Origin of the sequence: Edwardsiella hoshinae NBRC 105699 = ATCC 33379, from assembly GCF_000474215.1 — a bacterium.
Taxonomy (GTDB): Bacteria; Pseudomonadota; Gammaproteobacteria; order Enterobacterales; family Enterobacteriaceae; genus Edwardsiella; species Edwardsiella hoshinae.
On sequence record NZ_BAUC01000022.1, the window covers coordinates 50071 to 67412 of the forward strand.

A 17342-nucleotide genomic window follows, 5' to 3' on the forward strand; every position below is an offset into this window, starting at 1 on the left:
TCAGGCGGGTTAGGGTGCTATTTAAACCATTCCCTAATCCGCCTACTTGCACATGGACCGTCCCATGACCGAGCCACACAGCGCCGATATTCTCATCCGTCCCTTGACCCAGGTCGATAACGCCGCGATCGCCGCGGTGATCCGGCACGTCTCCGCCGAATGCGGCCTCAGCGCCGACAAGGGCTTCACCGTCTCCGATCCTAATCTGGATCGCCTGGCGCAAAGCTACGCGGCCGCGCGCAGCGCCTATTGGGTAGTCGAACTCAACGGTGAGGTGGCGGGCGGCGGCGGCATCGCCCCACTGGAGGGCGCGGAGGCGCACCTGTGTGAGCTACAAAAGATGTATTTTCTGCCGGCACTGCGCGGCCGGGGCGTCGCGCGGCGGCTGGCGTTACAGGCGTTGGACTTCGCCCGTGAGCAGGGGTTTACCCATTGCTATCTGGAGACCACCGCCACCCTGCACGCCGCCATCGCGTTATACCGCCGTCTCGGCTTTGAGCGCATCGACCAGGCGCTGGGTGCCACGCGCCACGTCGACTGCGAGGTGCGCATGTTGCGTCCCCTCTAATCCCGGCGAACCCGCGGCAAAAAAAACGGGAGCCCATTGGCTCCCGTCAGGACGATTTCGTGCGGCGTCGATCTTAATGGCGACGGCCGTCGTCGTCTTGATCGACCTCGTCCTCGTCATACTCGCCCTCGTCGTCACCCTCTTCGCCGTCTGGATCCTCAAAGTAGGTCCCCCAGCCGTCGTAGCTGACGCCGTGCTTCTCCGCCAATGCGACCAATTGCTCGACCTGGGCGTCGATGGTGTCGGCATTTAAGCCCACCTCACTGATCACGTCACAACACATCAGCAAGAGGCCCTCTTCGACCTCCAACTCCTCGGCGTCGGTCACCTCGTAACCCAGCTTGAACGCCTCGACGGCGGCCTGCTCTAACGCCTCAAAGCGCTCCGCCGACAGGTGGTGTTCGATGGTGTACAGCGCATCCGGATCGCTGCCGTCATCCAACAACTCCTCGATAATCATGCGGGTTTCTTCACGCTGTTCTTCTAGCAGCTCTCGGTTTGCCATTTCACTGATTCCTCACTCGCTAAGCCTTGCGCGCATTCTCCCACAGGCAGCGACGGCTCACCACTCAAGAAAAAACAATATTTCCGACTCAAGGGTTGAATTTGAATTTTAATACACATAATGTGAATATAAATTCATCACAGCATCGTATCCCACAACGGAGATGGGTCATATGGATCAGCTTAATCAACAGCACTTCCTACGCTTACTGGATTTCACCCCGCAACAGATTGCATACCTAATCAATCTTGCCGCCGAGCTAAAACAGGCCAAGCGACAGGGGGAGGAGGTCGCGCGCCTGACCGGGAAAAATATCGCCCTGATCTTCGAGAAGGACTCCACCCGCACCCGCTGCGCCTTTGAGGTCGCCGCCTACGATCAGGGGGCCCACGTCACCTATCTCGGCCCGAGCGGTAGCCAGATAGGCCACAAGGAGTCGATCAAGGACAGTGCGCGCGTGCTGGGACGAATGTATGACGCCATCCAGTACCGTGGCTTCGGTCAGACGGTGGTGGAGACGCTGGCGCAGTACGCCGGGGTACCGGTGTGGAACGGGCTGACGGATGAATTCCACCCTACGCAGATCCTGGCGGACTTGCTTACCATGCGCGAACACTGCGCCAAGCCGCTATCGGCCATCAAGCTGGCCTACCTCGGCGATGCGCGTAACAACATGGGTAATTCGTTGCTGGAGGGCGCGGCACTGATGGGCATGGAGCTGCGTCTGGTGGCCCCGCGCGCCTTCTGGCCGGAGGCGGCGCTGGTGGCTCAGTGCCAAGCGCTGGCAGAGCAGACTGGTGCCAAGCTGATCCTGACGGAGGAGGTCGCCGAAGGCGTGCAGGGCGTGGACTTCCTGTATACCGATGTCTGGGTCTCGATGGGGGAAGCGAAGTCAGCCTGGCAAGAGCGTATCGCCCAATTGCTGCCCTATCAGGTCAACAGGCAAACGCTACAGCTGAGCGGCAATCCCCAGGTGAAATTCTTGCACTGCCTACCCGCCTTCCATGACGAGATGACCGGCGTGGGGAAACAGATGGCCGAACAGTATGGGCTGCACGGTGGCATTGAAGTGACCGATGAGGTGTTCGAATCGCCGCACAGCATCGTCTTCGATCAGGCGGAAAACCGTCTGCATACCATCAAAGCGGTGATGGTGGCGACCCTGGCCGGTGCCTGACGCCGCTCTCGGGGCGGCCGCGGCCTGCATGGCCGTACCGCCCTCTCGCCCTTAGTCGGCCAGCAGGCCGAGCGCGCACGCATCCAGCTTGATCACCGCCTTGCACACCGGCGCGGGGGCCCCCAGCGCACACAACGGCTTATGTACCTCGCCCGGATAAAACACCACAAAGTCACCCGGTTGCAAGGTCAGAAACTTCTCCTGTAAGCCACCGGCGCCCAGCGGCAGGAAGGCGATGTCCTTATCCGCCAACCGATCCTCGCCGGGGACCCCCGGCGTCAGGTTGCTAAAGCCCATCCCCTCTTGCCCCTCCAACACGATCTGCACATCCAGATAGCGGGCGTGGTATTCGGCGCGGCGTGTCTCGGCGGCGGCGGTTTCGTCGTGGGCGATCAACACAAACTGGCGCTGAGCGTCGATCTCGTAGCGTCCTGCTGGCGTCGCCGCGCTGAAGTTGGCCATCACATACTCGATCGCCTGGCGGATCGCCACCGGCAGATAGGGCATCTGGGCCAGGTAGTGCACATTCCCCGTCAACATGATTTTTCATTCCTTTGTTTATAAAACCCTGTTTTATTCTAGCCGGAAGTGGGCGCGCTAACTGCGCCGCCCGCCACATTTATCGCCGCGGGGCAGAAAGAAAAAAGGTCTCGGCAACCGCCGAGACCAAACAGGGACACTCACTCAAAAATTATCATGACAAGTTAGGGGAAAATCACGTAGTACGCCTTACGCCAGGGCTTGCGCCAGCAGGGTGATCGGGTGTTCGCAGCGCTTGCTGGTCGACATCTCGATCTGCCATTTGCAGGTTTCACAGTCGGTGACCACCAGATCCACCCCGCTGGCTTCGATCTGGCGGAACAGTCCGGCACCGATGCCTTGGGCGGTCTCGTAGTTCTCCTTCTTGAAACCATAAGTACCGGCGATGCCGCAACACTGGGAGTCGAGGATGATCAGCTCGACGCCGGGGATCATCTGCAACAACGCCAATGTATAGGGCGCCCACCCCATGCGCTCCATATGACACGGCGTATGGTAGGCAATCTTCAGCTTCAACGGCTTCAACGGCAGCGTGCGGCCGGCATCGAGCAGGCGATAGAGATAGCGGGTCGCCAGCTCTACCCGATCACGCACCGGCGTGGTATCGATATCCAACACGTGCGGATACTCGTCACGCAACATAAAGGTACAGCTCGACGAGGTCGCCACCACCGGGATCCCTTTACCCAGCACCGCCTCGTTCAGGGAATCGGCGTTTACCCGCGCCTGCTTCTTGGCCTGCTCGATGAAACCGTTAGCCACCAGCGGCACCCCGCAGCACTTCTCGCGCGACAGCAGTTGTACCCCGATGTCCATGGCGTTAAACACCCGCACCAAATCCTTACCCAACTGCGGATGGTTGTAGTTGACGTAGCAACCGTGGAAAAACGCTACCTGCTCCGCGAAACGCGCCTGCTCGCCAGCCTGCTTGCGCATCCAACTGCGGAAAGTGCCGTGCGAATACTTCGGTAGCTCGCGGCGGTGGTCGATCTTCAATGCCTTATCCAGCAGTTGACGCACCGGTTTCAGACCGGTGGTGGCATTGATTAACGGCGCGAACGGCGTCGACAGCGTCCCCATCAGATCGGTATGGCTGAGGATGGCGTCGCGCAGCGTCGGCTTGTGATTACCGTACTGGGTCTTGGCGCGCAGGATGATATCGCCGATCTTCACGTCGGACGGGCAAGCCACCTCGCAACGCTTACAGTTGGTGCAATATTTCAGCGCCTCATCGTACAACTGCGGATCTTTCAGCCGCAGCCGTTCGCCATCCGGGCCGGCCTGTTTCGGGCCGGGGTAGGCCGGGTTCACCTTGGCCACCGGGCAGTAGGTGGTGCACACGGTGCATTTGATGCATTGTTCAAAGCTGTTGTCAGCAGGCAGACTCATGGTGCCTCCTCCGCCAAGATCTGTTGCGCGGCGTGCAGGGCGGTGAGCAGGGAAACCCCGGCGCCGCAGCCCTGATAGATCGGATCGTAACCGCCCAGCACAGCGCCGGCGGCATACAGGTTATCCAGGGGGGTGCCATCGATGCTGGCACGCTGGCGAGCATCGGCACGCACGCCAAACTGGAGATAGGGTTGCGGGGCGAACATCGACGCTTGGCACCACGCGCCCCGCTCGGCCGCCGCGCTCACCTCCAGGCCAAACACCGGCTCGCGCACGCCGGTAAAGTCGGCGCGTAGCCCGTTGCTGAAGAAGCTGCCGCTGGCCAACACCACATTGCGCGCACGCAAGGGAATATCACCATGGTTACGGCTATACAGACGCGTCACGCGCCCAGCCTCACACGCGGCACGCACCACCGTGTCGCCCGGCATGATCAGCCCACCCAACGCCTGGAAACGGCGGCGCAGCTGCTGATGAATATGGATCCCCAACACCGAAGGCGGCAGGGTCGGCAACAACATCAACGGGCGTGAGACCGCCGCGCGCAACTGCGCCAAGGCATCGTCACAATCGACCCCGATGCAGGCCGGCAGGAAAATGGCGTCGACCTGCGCCGCATGACGATTTAGCTCCTCGGCCAGCAGGCGGCGATTCTCCGCCACGTCGAGCACTCGGGCGATGTTAACCGCCCGGAATTCACTCGGGTTAGCGCGCAAGCGATCCAACGCCGGTAGCGTCAGCTCCACTACCTCACACTGCACCCCTTGCTCTTGCAACGAGCCCGCCACCAATTGTGGCTGAAAGTCGAGGAAACCCTCGATGCCCGCCACCAAGATGCGCTGCCAGGGCAGCGCGGCGTCCATATCGCTGACCGGTACCTCGTTGGGGCTGAGCCAAGTCAGACGACGGGTCCCCAGCGGGGTTACGCGCAGATGGTTGCGCCGATGATCGCCGACCAGCGCCAGCCCGCTTCGCTCCAGCAGACGCTCCGCCTCCCGCGCATAACGGGAAAATTGCTCACGCCCCAACAGGCTATAAGGATGCTGGGGCGCCTGGCGTTGCAGCTCGTCGATCGCCGCGCACGGCTCGCTGACCGCCGTGCCATCCGGCAGGCGCGACAACAGATCGAAGGAGCCTGAGGAGAAGTGCAGCGCACTCTGGCCGGCGCTGACGATGGCACAACGCTGTCCGGCCTCCGCCAGACGGATGCCGCACACCAAACCGGCCAGACCGCCGCCGATCATCACCGTATCAAATTTCATCGTCATTCTCCCCACGCTGCGGCGGCTCGGCGTCCATACCGCATAATCCTTGATACACCCAACTGGTAAATTCGCTTTCGCGCAAGGCATCGCCCCAAGCGATCGGGCGGATCCCCTTCCAACGCTCGTTCAGGAAGTGGGAGAGCTGCGCGATGGATTGTTGCGGTGTAGTGACCTTAAAGCGATTCAGCAGACCGGCGGCGCGGCAAGCGCACAGCTCACCCTGACAGGTGCCCATTCCCACGCGGGTACGACGGCGCAGATCCACCAGGTTATTCACCGTCAGCGAATCCACCGCATAGCGCACCTCACCGGCGGTCACCGCCTCGCACTCGCACACCAGGCTACTGTTGAGGCGATCGCCGTTCAGCAGGCGATCGGCGCGATCACCGTGGCGATACACCGCCGAACCGCGGATTGGGGCGGGCAAGGAGATCACTTTGCGTAGCGTCTCCTCGGCAGAGTGCTCGGAGCCGGGCAATGGCTCGCTGGCCGTGGTACAGGGCGTACTGACGCCCAGCTTCTCACACACTTTATCCGTGGCCCACTCGGCCATCAGCCGGTAGGTCATCAGCTTACCGCCGGTGATGGTGATGAACCCCTCCATCCCATCGCGCGCGGCGTGATCGAGCAGTACGATGCCGCGGCTGACGTTACGGCCGCTGGGATCATCGTCGCTGGCCACCAACGGCCGCACCCCGGCATAGGCACGTAGAATGCGGGTTGCCGCCAGCTTCGGCGCCAACTTTTCGCCTTCACGGATCAGGACATCAACCTCTTGCGGGGTGACGATCATATTGTCGATCTGATCGTAGTCGATATGGGTCGAGGTGGTGCCGATCAGCGAGATCGTATCACCTGGCACCAAGATGTCGGCATCCGCCGGCTTACGGCAACGGTTGATCACCATGTTGTTGATGCGGTGGCCGAGGATCAACAGCGCCCCCTTGGCCGGAAACATCTTGATGCGCAGATCGGCGTACTCGGCGATGTGCTGCCCCCAGATCCCGGCGGCGTTCACCACGATCTGGGCGTGTATGTCGTAGCGCTGGCCCGACTTATGGTCGAGAACGCGCACACCGGTTACCCGATCGCCCTGGCGCAGCAGGCCGCACACCTCGTGATAGGTCAGCGCCTGGCCGCCATGTTCACGCGCATCCAGCATATTGGCCGCCGTCAGGCGGAAAGGATCGACGGTGCCGTCCGGCACGCGCACCGCGCCTAGCAGATTCGGGTTGGCGGCAGGCTCCAGGCGCAACGCCTCGGCCGGATCGATGGCTTCAGCCTCGATACCCGCGGCGCGGCAGGCCTCAATAAAGCGCGGCTGATAGGCCAGATCGTCTTCCGGCAGGGTGATAAACAGCCCGTCGGTACGCTCGACGCAATGGCGGGCGATGCGCTTGAGAATACGGTTCTCTTCAATACATTCGCGCGCGGACTCTCCGTCGGTCACCGCATAGCGGGCGCCGCTGTGCAGCAAACCATGGTTACGGCCGGTCGCGCCAGTGGCGATGTCGTGGCGCTCCAGCAGAATGCAACGCAGGCCGCGGCGCGCGCAGTCACGGGCGATGCCGGCGCCTGTGGCGCCACCGCCAATAATGACGACGTCAGTTTCCTGTGATGCGGGGCTCTGTAACATGAGTGGCTCCCAAGCCAAATGAGTAGTAATGATGCTAGTAGGCCATATTACGGGTGAGAAATGTTTGATAAGGAGCAAATACGCGCATAAAACGAAAATAATAAGACCACAAAAGCTCATCAATGTGATCAATATCACCATGGCAAAATGTTTAAGTCATACAAATAACCTTATTTTTTTACTCCATTGGTTAATTTGTCGCTCAATTTCATAAAAGTGTAACAATATGAGGGCTCTCTCACAGTCTGATTGTTCGTAATTGCCTATCCTGCGCTCGAAAATGAAAACAAAATGACTTCTGGCGGCATAATTTGCCGCTAGACGCGCATATCTTGTTTTTTTTTACCCATGAGCGAGTGCCTTAACCGATTTCACTGGGGAAACGGCTTTAGGACCAGACTAACGATAAATAACCGTCATCGGAGAGAGTTATGTTAAGCATGTTTAAGCCCGCGGCGCATAGGCCGCGGTTGCCGGACGCGCAGATAGATCCGACCTATCGCCGTCTGCGCTGGCAGATTTTTATGGGGATCTTCTTTGGCTACGCCGCTTACTACTTGGTACGCAAAAACTTTACCCTGGCGATGCCCTACCTGGTCGAGCAGGGCTTTTCGCGTGGCGATCTCGGTTTTGCCCTCTCCGGCATCTCTATCGCCTACGGTTTCTCTAAGTTTATCATGGGCTCGGTCTCCGACCGCTCCAACCCGCGCGTCTTCCTGCCAGCCGGTCTGATCCTGGCGGCAGTGGTGATGTTGGTGATGGGTTTCATTCCGTGGGCCACCTCCAGCATCATGGTGATGTTCGTGCTGCTGTTCCTGTGCGGTTGGTTCCAAGGCATGGGATGGCCGCCGTGTGGCCGCACCATGGTGCACTGGTGGTCGCAGAAAGAGCGCGGCGGTATCGTGTCGGTGTGGAACTGCGCCCATAACGTGGGCGGTGGCCTGCCGCCGCTGCTATTCCTGCTGGGGATGGCCTGGTTCAACGACTGGCATGCCGCTCTCTATATGCCCGCCTTCGCCGCCATCCTGGTTGCCCTGTTCGCCTTCGCCATGATGCGCGATACCCCGCAATCCTGCGGCTTACCGCCGATCGAGGAGTATAAGAACGACTACCCGGACGATTACTCCGCCAAGGCCGAGCAAGAGCTGACCGCCAAGCAAATCTTCATGCAGTATGTCTTCCCCAACAAGCTGCTGTGGTATATCGCCATCGCCAACGTGTTCGTCTATCTGCTGCGTTACGGCATTCTGGACTGGTCGCCGACCTACCTGAAAGAAGTGAAGCACTTTGCGCTGGATAAATCCTCCTGGGCTTACTTCCTGTATGAGTACGCCGGCATCCCCGGTACCCTGATCTGTGGCTGGATGTCCGACAAGGTCTTCCGCGGCAACCGTGGCGCCACCGGGGTGTTCTTTATGACCCTGGTCACCATCGCCACCATCGTGTACTGGCTCAACCCGGCGGGCAACCCCAACGTCGACATGGCCTGCATGATCATCATCGGCTTCCTGATCTACGGTCCAGTGATGCTGATCGGTCTGCATGCCCTGGAGTTGGCACCGAAGAAAGCGGCCGGTACCGCGGCGGGCTTCACCGGCCTGTTCGGTTACCTAGGTGGCTCCGTAGCCGCCAGCGCCATCGTCGGCTACACCGTCGACTTCTTCGGCTGGAACGGCGGCTTCATGGTAATGATCGGCGGCAGCATCCTGGCCGTCATCCTGCTGCTGGTGGTGATGATCAACGAACACAAACACCATCTGCGCGAGCAAGCAGACAAGAAAGCCTAACCCTGCAACGGCGGCGCCGTACGCGCCGTCCTGATTAACCTAGGGCTGTGCCGCGCATGCGAGGCGCAGCCTTTTTTGTCGCCAAAACCACAGCAGAAATAAGGATAATGCTATGAAAATTAATGCAATAGTAGCCGGTCTCCTGCTCGGTGGCAGCCTGGCAATGAGTGCCTATGCCGCGAGCGAGAAGGTGGTCATCGCTCACCGTGGTGCCAGCGGTTATTTGCCGGAGCACACCCTGCCGGCCAAGGCGATGGCCTACGCCCAAGGCGCTGATTTTCTAGAACAGGATCTGGTGATGACCAAGGACGATCAGTTGGTGGTGTTGCATGACCACTATCTGGATCGGGTAACCGACGTCGCCGAACGCTTCCCCAACCGAGCGCGTCAGGATGGCCGCTACTACGCCATCGATTTCACCCTGGATGAGATCAAATCGCTCAAATTCACCGAAGGGTTCGATATCGAAAACGGCAAGAAGGTACAGAGTTACCCGGGCCGCTTCCCGATGGGCAAATCCGACTTCCGCGTACACACCTTTGAGGAAGAAATCGAATTCATCCAGGGGTTGAACCACTCGACCGGCAAGAACATCGGTATCTATCCGGAGATCAAGGCCCCTTGGTTCCACCAGCAAGAGGGGAAGGATATCTCCGCCAAGGTGTTACAGGTCCTGAAAAAGTATGGCTATACCACGAAGGATGACAACGTCTACCTGCAATGCTTCGATGCCAACGAACTCAAGCGTATCAAGCATGAGCTGATGCCGAAGAACGGGCAAAACCTCAAACTGGTCCAGCTGATCGCCTACACCGACTGGAACGAAACCCAAGAGAAGAAGCCGGACGGCACCTGGGTCAACTACAGCTACGACTGGATGTTTAAGCCGGGCGCGATGAAACAGATCGCCCAGTATGCCGATGGCATCGGGCCGGACTACCACATGCTGGTCAGTGCCGACTCGCGTAAGGGGAACATCAAGCTGACGGAGATGGTAAAGGAGGCCCACGCCAATAAGATGGCGGTCCACCCCTACACCATCCGCGCCGATAAGCTGCCGGACTACGTGAGCAACGTCGACCAACTGTATGAGGTGATCTACAACCAGGCGGGCGTCGATGGGGTCTTTACCGACTTCCCGGACAAGGGGGTGCAATTCCTACAGAAGCAGGGACAGCACCAGTAAGCCGCAACAGAGGGAGGGCGCGCGCCGGCCTCGCGCCCTAACGCCGCGTTGCCGCGGCGACCTCCGGCTCGGAGCCGACAGTGCGAGTCGATTCTCGCCAGCGAGAGCACAGTCACCGTGCGGAAAACTCTGCCATACTGGAGCACTACGGCGCACGCCCCCGCGTGCGCCGCCCGCTAACCGGAGGCCCGCATGAAACTGATCGGCAGCTATACCAGTCCCTTTGTGCGTAAAATCGTCGTCCTGCTGTTGGAAAAGCAGCTCACCTTCGAATTCGTCAGCGACAATCCGTATCTCGATGATGCACGTGTCCTCGCCGTCAACCCGCTGGGCAAAGTCCCGGCGCTGATCGCCGATGACGGCGAGATATTCTTCGACTCCCCCTTGGTGGCCGAGTATGTTGACCAGTTAACGGCGGCACCGCGCTTCCTACCGTGCGATCGCGCCGAGGCGCTGCGTGTGCGCCAGGTCGAGGCGCTGGCCGATGGTGTCTGCGATGCTGCCGTCAGCATCGTCCGCGAGCTACGCCGCCCCGTTGAACGCCAGGATAGCGCAGAGTTGCAACGCCAACGCGCCAAGATCCAGCGTGGATTAGATGCGCTGGAGCGCCAGGTCACCGCACGACGCTGGCTGAACGGATCGGCGCTTAACTTGGCGGATATCGCCACTGGCTGCTGCCTGAGTTACCTCAACTTCCGCCGCGTCTACCCCAACTGGTGTGTCGGGCGCCCGGCCTTGGTCTGCCTGGCGGAACGTCTGTTCCAACGCGACAGCTTCCTGCGTACCGCGCCGCCTGCCGACTAAGGCCTGCGCCATCGGCGGGTTGCCGCTGTATTCCTCTGTCGTCAGCCTTTATCATGGCAAGCTATCGCCCCGCGTAGCTAGCAGATAAAGGTATGGAATAGTCCAATGAGTTCAGATCATCAGGTGCTTTACAGCCAGATCCCCGCGATCGATACCCTGTTGCGAACGCCGCCCTGCGTCGCCTTACAGGCCCAGTACGGCAGCCAACTCGTGACCCAAACCCTGCGGGCGCTGCAACAGCAGGCCCGCGACGCCATTCACCGCTGCCAGGCTCTGCCTGACTGGAGCACGGACTGGGCGCAAGCCTGTGCCGCGCAGATCGCCGCCACCCTCTCTCCCGCCCTACGCCGGGTCTTCAATCTAACCGGAACGGTACTGCACACTAACCTAGGACGGGCATTACTGGCCGAACAGGCCATCGCCGCCGCCAGCCAAGCCATGGCGGCGTCGGTCACCCTCGAATACGACTTGGATGACGCCGGGCGTGGCCATCGCGATCGCGCCATCGCCGAGCGGCTGTGCGCCCTGACCGGTGCCGAAGATGCCTGCCTAGTCAACAATAACGCCGCGGCGGTATTGCTGATGCTCGCCGCCCTGGCGCCGGGACGCGAAGTGATCGTCTCACGCGGTGAACTGGTGGAGATCGGCGGGGCTTTCCGCATCCCTGACGTGATGATCCAAGCCGGTTGCCGCCTGCACGAGGTGGGCACCACCAACCGTACCCACCTGCACGACTACCGCCAGGCCATCAATGAACAGAGCGCGCTGTTGATGAAGGTGCATACCAGTAACTACGCCATCCACGGCTTCACCGCCGCCGTCGGCGAGGCCGAGCTGGTCGAGCTGGGCCGCGAACACCGCCTACCGGTGATCAGCGATCTCGGTAGCGGTTCATTGCTGGACATGACCCGTTATGGGCTACCGGCCGAGCCGATGCCGCAGCGCTTGCTGGCCGACGGCGTCGATCTGGTCAGCTTCTCCGGCGACAAACTGCTGGGCGGGCCGCAGGCCGGGATCATCGTCGGTCGGCGCGATCTGATCCGCCGCCTGCAACGCCACCCGCTCAAACGCGCCCTACGCTGTGGCAAGATGACCCTGGCGGCGCTGGACGCCACCCTGCAACTCTATCAACAGCCGGAAAAACTGCGCCAGGCGCTGCCCACCTTGCGTCACCTGACGCGCGAGGCCAGTGAGATCGCCGCCTGCGGCGAGCGCCTACTCGGCGGCCTTCGTCCCCACTACCAGGCGACTTTCGACCTGGCGTTGGAGCCATGCCTCTCGCAGATCGGCAGCGGCTCGCTGCCAGTAGACCGCCTGCCTAGCCACGCCATCACCCTCACGCCGCGTGATGGACGCGGCGCTACCCTGGCGGCGCTGGCCGAACGCTGGCGCGCCCTGCCCTGCCCGGTGATCGGTCGCATCCAAGAAGGTAAACTCTGGCTCGATCTGCGTTGCCTGGACGATGAACAGGCGTTATTAGAGGAACTGTGCCCATGATCATCGCTACTGCCGGACACGTCGATCACGGCAAAACCACCCTACTGCGCGCCCTGACCGGGGTTGATACCGACCGCCTGCCGGAAGAGAAGCGGCGTGGCATGACCATCGATCTCGGCTACGCCTATCTCCCCTTGGCGGATGGACGGGTAGTCGGCTTTATCGATGTGCCCGGACACGAGAAGTTTCTCGCCAACATGCTGGCCGGGATCGGCGGCATCCCGCATGCCCTGCTGGTGGTCGCCTGCGATGATGGGGTGATGGCGCAGACGCGCGAACATCTGTTGCTGCTGCGTCTGGCGGGGCGTCCGGCACTGACCGTGGCGCTGACCAAGGCGACGCGGGCGGATGAGGCGCAGCGAGCACGCGTACGCGCCCAGGTGCAGACCCTGCTGGCCGAGCAGGGCTGGCCCGACGCACCGCTGTTCGAAACCGATGCCCTCAGCGGCCAGGGCATCGATGCCCTACGTCAACATCTGCTTAGCCAGAGTGCGGCCCCGGCCCGGGTCGATCGCCGCTTCCGCTTAGCCATCGACCGCGCCTTCAGCGTCAAGGGCAGCGGGCTGGTGGTGACCGGTACCGCCTTGGCAGGCCGGGTGCGTGTCGGCGATACCTTATGGCTAACCGGTTGCGATAAGCCGGTGCGGGTACGCACCCTGCATGCGCAAAACCGCGACGCGAGCGAGGCCGAGGCAGGCCAACGCGTGGCACTGAACCTCAGCGGCGACGTCGAGAAGGCGCAGATCCAACGCGGCGACTGGCTCTTAGCTCAACGTCCCGCCGTTCCACCGACGCAACGGGTTCTGGTGGCGCTGGATGGCGTCGCCCCGTTGCAACACTGGCAGCCGCTGCATCTGCATCATGCCGCCCGCCATATTACCGGGCGTCTCTCGCTGCTGGAGACCCACTCCACCGCCCAGGGGGAAGCACTGGCCGAGCTGATCCTCGATCACCCCCTCTGGCTGGCGGAGGGCGACACCCTGATCCTGCGCGACATCGCGGCGCGCCATACCCTGGGCGCGGCGCGGGTGTTACAACTCACCGTCCCGCGCCGAGGCAAACGCCAACCCGTGTTCCTCGACACGCTACGCCGCCTGGCGCAAGCGGATGACGACGCCACGGTTCTGGCGCTACGCTTGCCCGACGCGACGCTGAGTGTCGCCGAGCTGGGGTGGGCGCGTCAACTGAGCGACAGCGCCTGTCAGGCGCTGCTGGCGCGCGACGATCTGCTGTTGGTCGGCGATCATCTGCTCAGCCGGACGACGGCAGAGCAGCTGCGCCAACGCCTACTGGAGACGTTGGCAGACTACCATCAACAGCACGGCGATCAGCTCGGTGTCGGGCGCGCTCGCCTGCGACGCATGGCGCTGCCGACCGAGCCGGAAGGCCTGGTGTTCCATCTCCTCGGCGAGTTGCTGGCCGAAGGGGCGCTGTGCAACAGCCGAGGATGGTTACATCTGCCGCAGCACAACATCGCCATGACGCCGCAGCAACTCGCCCTGTGGCAACGCGCCGCGCCGTTGTTTGCCGACGAGCCGTGGTGGGTGCGCGATCTGGCGACCACGCTCGGCGTCGAGGAGGAGACGATGCGCCGCACGCTACGTCAGGCGGCGCTGCTCGGCCACATCACCGCCGTGGTGCGTGACCGTTACTACCGTACCGAACGCCTGTACCACTTCGCGGCACTGATCCGCCAGTTGGATGCCAGCCAGGGCAGCACCAGCGCGGCCGACTTCCGTGATCAGCTCGGCATTGGCCGAAAGCTGGCGGTGCAGATCCTCGAGTTCTTCGATCGCAGCGGGTTTACCCGGCGACGCGCCAACGACCATCTGTTGCGCGATCGCGCGCTCTTCTGTAGCGATGAAGTCAATTAAGTGATGCAAAAAAGTTGCTAAATCTGTGAGCCACAGCGGATATTACTCGGTGGTCGGTGTCGAGGCGGCGGAATGCCGCCTATGCTGACAGGATGACTGCGTTATTGCCTGTTACCCGCCAGCCTCGCTGGCGCCATCTGCCAAGGAGACAGTAATGACCGATCACCCTCCCTTTACGCCGGCCAGCGCCGGCTCTCCGCTCCGCCTCAAGGCGCGCTACGACAACTTCATCAACGGCCAGTGGCAAGCCCCCGTCGACGGCCACTACTTCATTAACCTAACGCCCATCACCGGCCAACCCCTGTGTGAGGTAGCCAGCTCGGGGCGGCGCGACGTCGATCTGGCATTAGATGCCGCCCATGCCGCCCGCCAAGCCTGGGGAGAGACCTCGGTGCAGCAGCGCGCCACCCTGCTGAATAAGATCGCCGATCGTATGGAGCAGCACCTGGTGCAACTGGCCCATGCCGAGACCTGGGACAACGGCAAACCGATCCGCGAGACCCTCAACGCCGACGTGCCGCTGGCTATCGATCACTTCCGCTACTTCGCCGCCTGCATTCGCGCCCAGGAGGGCGGCATCAGCGAGTTGGATCATGAGACCGTCGCCTACCATTTCCATGAGCCCCTCGGCGTCGTCGGCCAGATCATTCCCTGGAACTTCCCGTTGTTAATGGCCTGTTGGAAACTGGCACCGGCGCTGGCGGCCGGTAACTGCGTGGTGCTTAAGCCCGCCAAGCTGACGCCGATGTCGATCCTGGTGCTGATGGAGTTCATCGGTGACCTGCTGCCCCCCGGGGTGGTCAACGTGGTCAACGGTGCCGGCGGCGATATCGGCGAGTACCTGGCCACCTCGCCACGCATCGCCAAGGTGGCGTTTACCGGCTCGACCGAGGTCGGCCAACGCATCATGGGCTACGCCGCCCAGAACGTGATCCCGGTGACCTTGGAACTGGGTGGCAAGTCACCCAATATCTTCTTCGCGGATGTGATGGATAAGGAGGATGCCTTCTTCGACAAGGCGCTGGAAGGGTTGGCCATGTTCGCCTTCAACCAGGGCGAGGTCTGCACTTGCCCCAGCCGAGCGCTGATCCAGGAGTCGATCTACGAGCGCTTCATCGAGCGCGCCCTACGACGCGTCGAGGCTATCCGCTGCGGCAACCCCCTCGATCCCCATACCCAGATGGGGGCCCAAGTCTCCGCCGGCCAGTTGGAAACCATCCTGAACTACATCGCCCTGGGGCAACAGGAGGGGGCGCAGTTGCTGACCGGCGGCGGCGTGCAGCGCCTAGAGGGGGCGTTGGCCCAAGGTTACTACCTGCAACCCACCATCCTGCACGGCAGCAACGCGATGCGCATTTTCCAAGAGGAGATCTTCGGCCCGGTGCTGGCGGTGACCACCTTCCGCGATCGCGACGAGGCCCTGGCGCTGGCTAACGATAGCCACTATGGCCTCGGTGCCGGAGTCTGGACCCGCAACGGCACCCTGGCCTATCAGATGGGACGGGGCATTCAGGCCGGGCGCGTCTGGACCAACTGCTACCATGCCTATCCAGCCCACGCCGCCTTCGGCGGTTACAAGCAATCGGGGATTGGCCGAGAGACCCATAAGATGATGTTGGAGCACTACCAGCAGACCAAATGCCTACTGGTCAGCTACAGCGACCAGGCGCTTGGTTTTTTCTGATTTTACTCGTTCCACCGCAAGCGACCCGCCGCTCAGGCGGGTCGCCCTATTCATAAGCGCACATTCGCGTTACACTTTTTATTATTTCCTTTATCACGCATCGCCATGAAAAGACTGTTCCACCGCGTGTCTAACCTGTTTCACCCCTCTTGGGTTCTCGCCTTGCTGGTTGCCCTGGAAGGCTACCTGTTTGCCGAGCCGGTGGTGATCCAGGCGTTTCGTTATGTGCCGGGCGCCTTGCAAACCTTCCACAGCTGGAAGGAGGCGCTCTCGATGGTGAACCTGCTGGAGATCCCGCGGGTGATGCTGGGGGTAGCACTGATACTGATGTCCATCGGTCTGGTGTTGCGCGCCCGTGTCGCTTGGGCGTTCACCCTGCTGTTGCTGCTTGCCATCGCCATCTTGTCGCTGATCCAGGACCCCAGCCTGCCCATCTGGCAGGCGCAAGATCTGGTGCGCCTGCTGTGGCATGACTTCAGCCAGTGGACCTGGCAGGATATCTCGCTGACCAGCCTAGAGAATTACAGCCACAACCTGACGCTGTATACCCTGGTGTTGCTGGCTCTGTTGATCCGCTATTGGGAGCGTTTCGACCGCGCCAGCTTGGCGGCCGGCTCGTTGTTTGCCTTAGTCAGCTTCGTCTCGTTGCTGATCTACGCTCTCTTCGGCTCGCTCTATCTGGGCGATGAGTTCAAGCCGCCGATCCTCGATGTGGTCACCGCCTTCTACTTCTCGGTGGTCAGCATGTCTACCGTCGGTTACGGTGATATCGTGCCCTATACCGCCACGGCGCGGCTGTTCACCCTCTCGGTGATCGTGATGGGGATTACGGTATTCGCCACATCCGTCAGCGCCATCATCGGCCCGGTGATCGGCGGCAATCTTAAACGCATGGTTAAAGGCAGGATCTCTCACGTGATGCGGAAAAACCACTTTATCATCGCCGGTGCCTCGCCGCTGGCCCTCAGTATCTACAATGGATTGAAAACGCGCGGCGACGCCATCACCGCCATCGTACCGATGGGGATCCCGCACGAATACCCACAGGATGCCGATGTGGTACTCGGCGATCCCTCCAGCGCCGAGGTGCTAAAAGAGGCCGGAGCGCCGCGGGCGCTCTATATCCTGGCGCTACGCGAGGACGACGCAGAAAACGCCTTTATCGTTCTGGCGGCCAAAGAGGTGGCGGGCAGTGGCACCAAGACCATCTCCCTGGTCAACGCCAGCAAACACTTGCAGAAGATTAAGCGGGTACAACCGGATATGGTGTTCTCGTTGCAGCAGTTGGGCAGCGAGCTGTTGGTGCGTACCCTGAGCGGAGAGCCGATCGATAATAAATTGATCACTGAGCTGTTCTTCGACAAATCAGCGCCGGAAGAGATGCAGAGTTAAGTACGGCGGGAGACGGTAGAAAACGGTCAGCCCGAATG

14 protein-coding genes are annotated in these 17342 nt (G+C 61.4%); 9 read left to right on the plus strand and 5 right to left on the minus strand.

Going from position 1 to position 17342, the window contains the following annotated elements:
• Positions 1-64 precede the first annotated feature (64 nt).
• Complete coding sequence (locus EHO01S_RS10615) at positions 65-568, plus strand: GNAT family N-acetyltransferase (RefSeq protein WP_035370493.1); 504 nt, start codon at positions 65-67, stop codon at positions 566-568.
• 73 nt (positions 569-641) lie between these two features.
• Here the strand turns inward: EHO01S_RS10615 and rraB are convergent, their stop codons facing one another.
• Complete coding sequence (gene rraB / locus EHO01S_RS10620) at positions 642-1073, minus strand: ribonuclease E inhibitor RraB (RefSeq protein WP_024523923.1); 432 nt, start codon at positions 1071-1073, stop codon at positions 642-644.
• Between the two features lie 172 nt (positions 1074-1245).
• On the opposite strand from rraB, the gene argF reads away from it, so the two are divergent.
• Entirely contained in the window at positions 1246-2250 is a 1005-nt protein-coding gene (gene argF / locus EHO01S_RS10625; RefSeq protein WP_024523924.1) for an ornithine carbamoyltransferase, read from the plus strand.
• A gap of 51 nt (positions 2251-2301) precedes the next feature.
• On the opposite strand, the gene EHO01S_RS10630 is transcribed toward argF, so the two are convergent.
• The 4 genes from EHO01S_RS10630 to glpA all read right to left on the minus strand — a co-directional run bounded on the left by EHO01S_RS10630 (position 2302) and on the right by glpA (position 7080).
• Positions 2302-2790 (minus strand): NanQ anomerase/TabA/YiaL family protein, encoded by a 489-nt coding sequence (locus tag EHO01S_RS10630; RefSeq protein ID WP_024523925.1) that lies wholly within the window; start codon positions 2788-2790, stop codon positions 2302-2304.
• Positions 2791-2979: 189 nt separating this feature from the next.
• Positions 2980-4179 (minus strand): anaerobic glycerol-3-phosphate dehydrogenase subunit GlpC, encoded by a 1200-nt coding sequence (gene glpC, locus EHO01S_RS10635; RefSeq protein ID WP_024523926.1) that lies wholly within the window; start codon positions 4177-4179, stop codon positions 2980-2982.
• Positions 4176-5441: a glycerol-3-phosphate dehydrogenase subunit GlpB gene (gene glpB, locus EHO01S_RS10640; protein WP_024523927.1), complete on the minus strand. Its 1266-nt coding sequence runs from the start codon at positions 5439-5441 to the stop codon at positions 4176-4178. The genes glpC and glpB overlap by 4 nt, the downstream gene beginning before the upstream one ends.
• Positions 5431-7080, minus strand: a complete 1650-nt coding sequence (gene glpA, locus EHO01S_RS10645) for an anaerobic glycerol-3-phosphate dehydrogenase subunit A (protein ID WP_024523928.1) — start codon at positions 7078-7080, stop codon at positions 5431-5433. Before glpA ends, glpB begins: the two co-directional genes overlap by 11 nt.
• A gap of 431 nt (positions 7081-7511) precedes the next feature.
• On the opposite strand from glpA, the gene glpT reads away from it, so the two are divergent.
• The 7 genes from glpT (at position 7512) to kch (ending at position 17304) form a co-directional block, all read left to right on the plus strand.
• On the plus strand, positions 7512-8867 hold the full coding sequence (gene glpT / locus EHO01S_RS10650) for a glycerol-3-phosphate transporter (RefSeq protein WP_024523929.1): 1356 nt from the start codon (positions 7512-7514) through the stop codon (positions 8865-8867).
• Positions 8868-8979: 112 nt separating this feature from the next.
• Positions 8980-10053, plus strand: a complete 1074-nt coding sequence (glpQ, locus tag EHO01S_RS10655) for a glycerophosphodiester phosphodiesterase (protein WP_024523930.1) — start codon at positions 8980-8982, stop codon at positions 10051-10053.
• A gap of 192 nt (positions 10054-10245) precedes the next feature.
• Positions 10246-10857, plus strand: a complete 612-nt coding sequence (locus EHO01S_RS10660) for a glutathione S-transferase (RefSeq protein WP_024523931.1) — start codon at positions 10246-10248, stop codon at positions 10855-10857.
• 105 nt (positions 10858-10962) lie between these two features.
• Positions 10963-12354: an L-seryl-tRNA(Sec) selenium transferase gene (gene selA, locus EHO01S_RS10665; protein WP_024523932.1), complete on the plus strand. Its 1392-nt coding sequence runs from the start codon at positions 10963-10965 to the stop codon at positions 12352-12354.
• Positions 12351-14228, plus strand: coding sequence for a selenocysteine-specific translation elongation factor (selB, locus tag EHO01S_RS10670; protein ID WP_024523933.1), 1878 nt, complete (start codon positions 12351-12353; stop codon positions 14226-14228). Before selA ends, selB begins: the two co-directional genes overlap by 4 nt.
• A gap of 154 nt (positions 14229-14382) precedes the next feature.
• Positions 14383-15912 carry an acetaldehyde dehydrogenase ExaC gene (gene exaC, locus EHO01S_RS10675; protein WP_024523934.1) on the plus strand — a complete coding sequence of 510 codons (1530 nt, stop codon included), beginning with the start codon at positions 14383-14385 and terminating at the stop codon, positions 15910-15912.
• Between the two features lie 105 nt (positions 15913-16017).
• The gene (gene kch / locus EHO01S_RS10680; protein ID WP_024523935.1) at positions 16018-17304 is read left to right on the plus strand and encodes a voltage-gated potassium channel protein; all 1287 of its coding nucleotides are present in this window, start codon (positions 16018-16020) and stop codon (positions 17302-17304) included.
• The last annotated feature ends 38 nt before the right edge of the window (positions 17305-17342 follow it).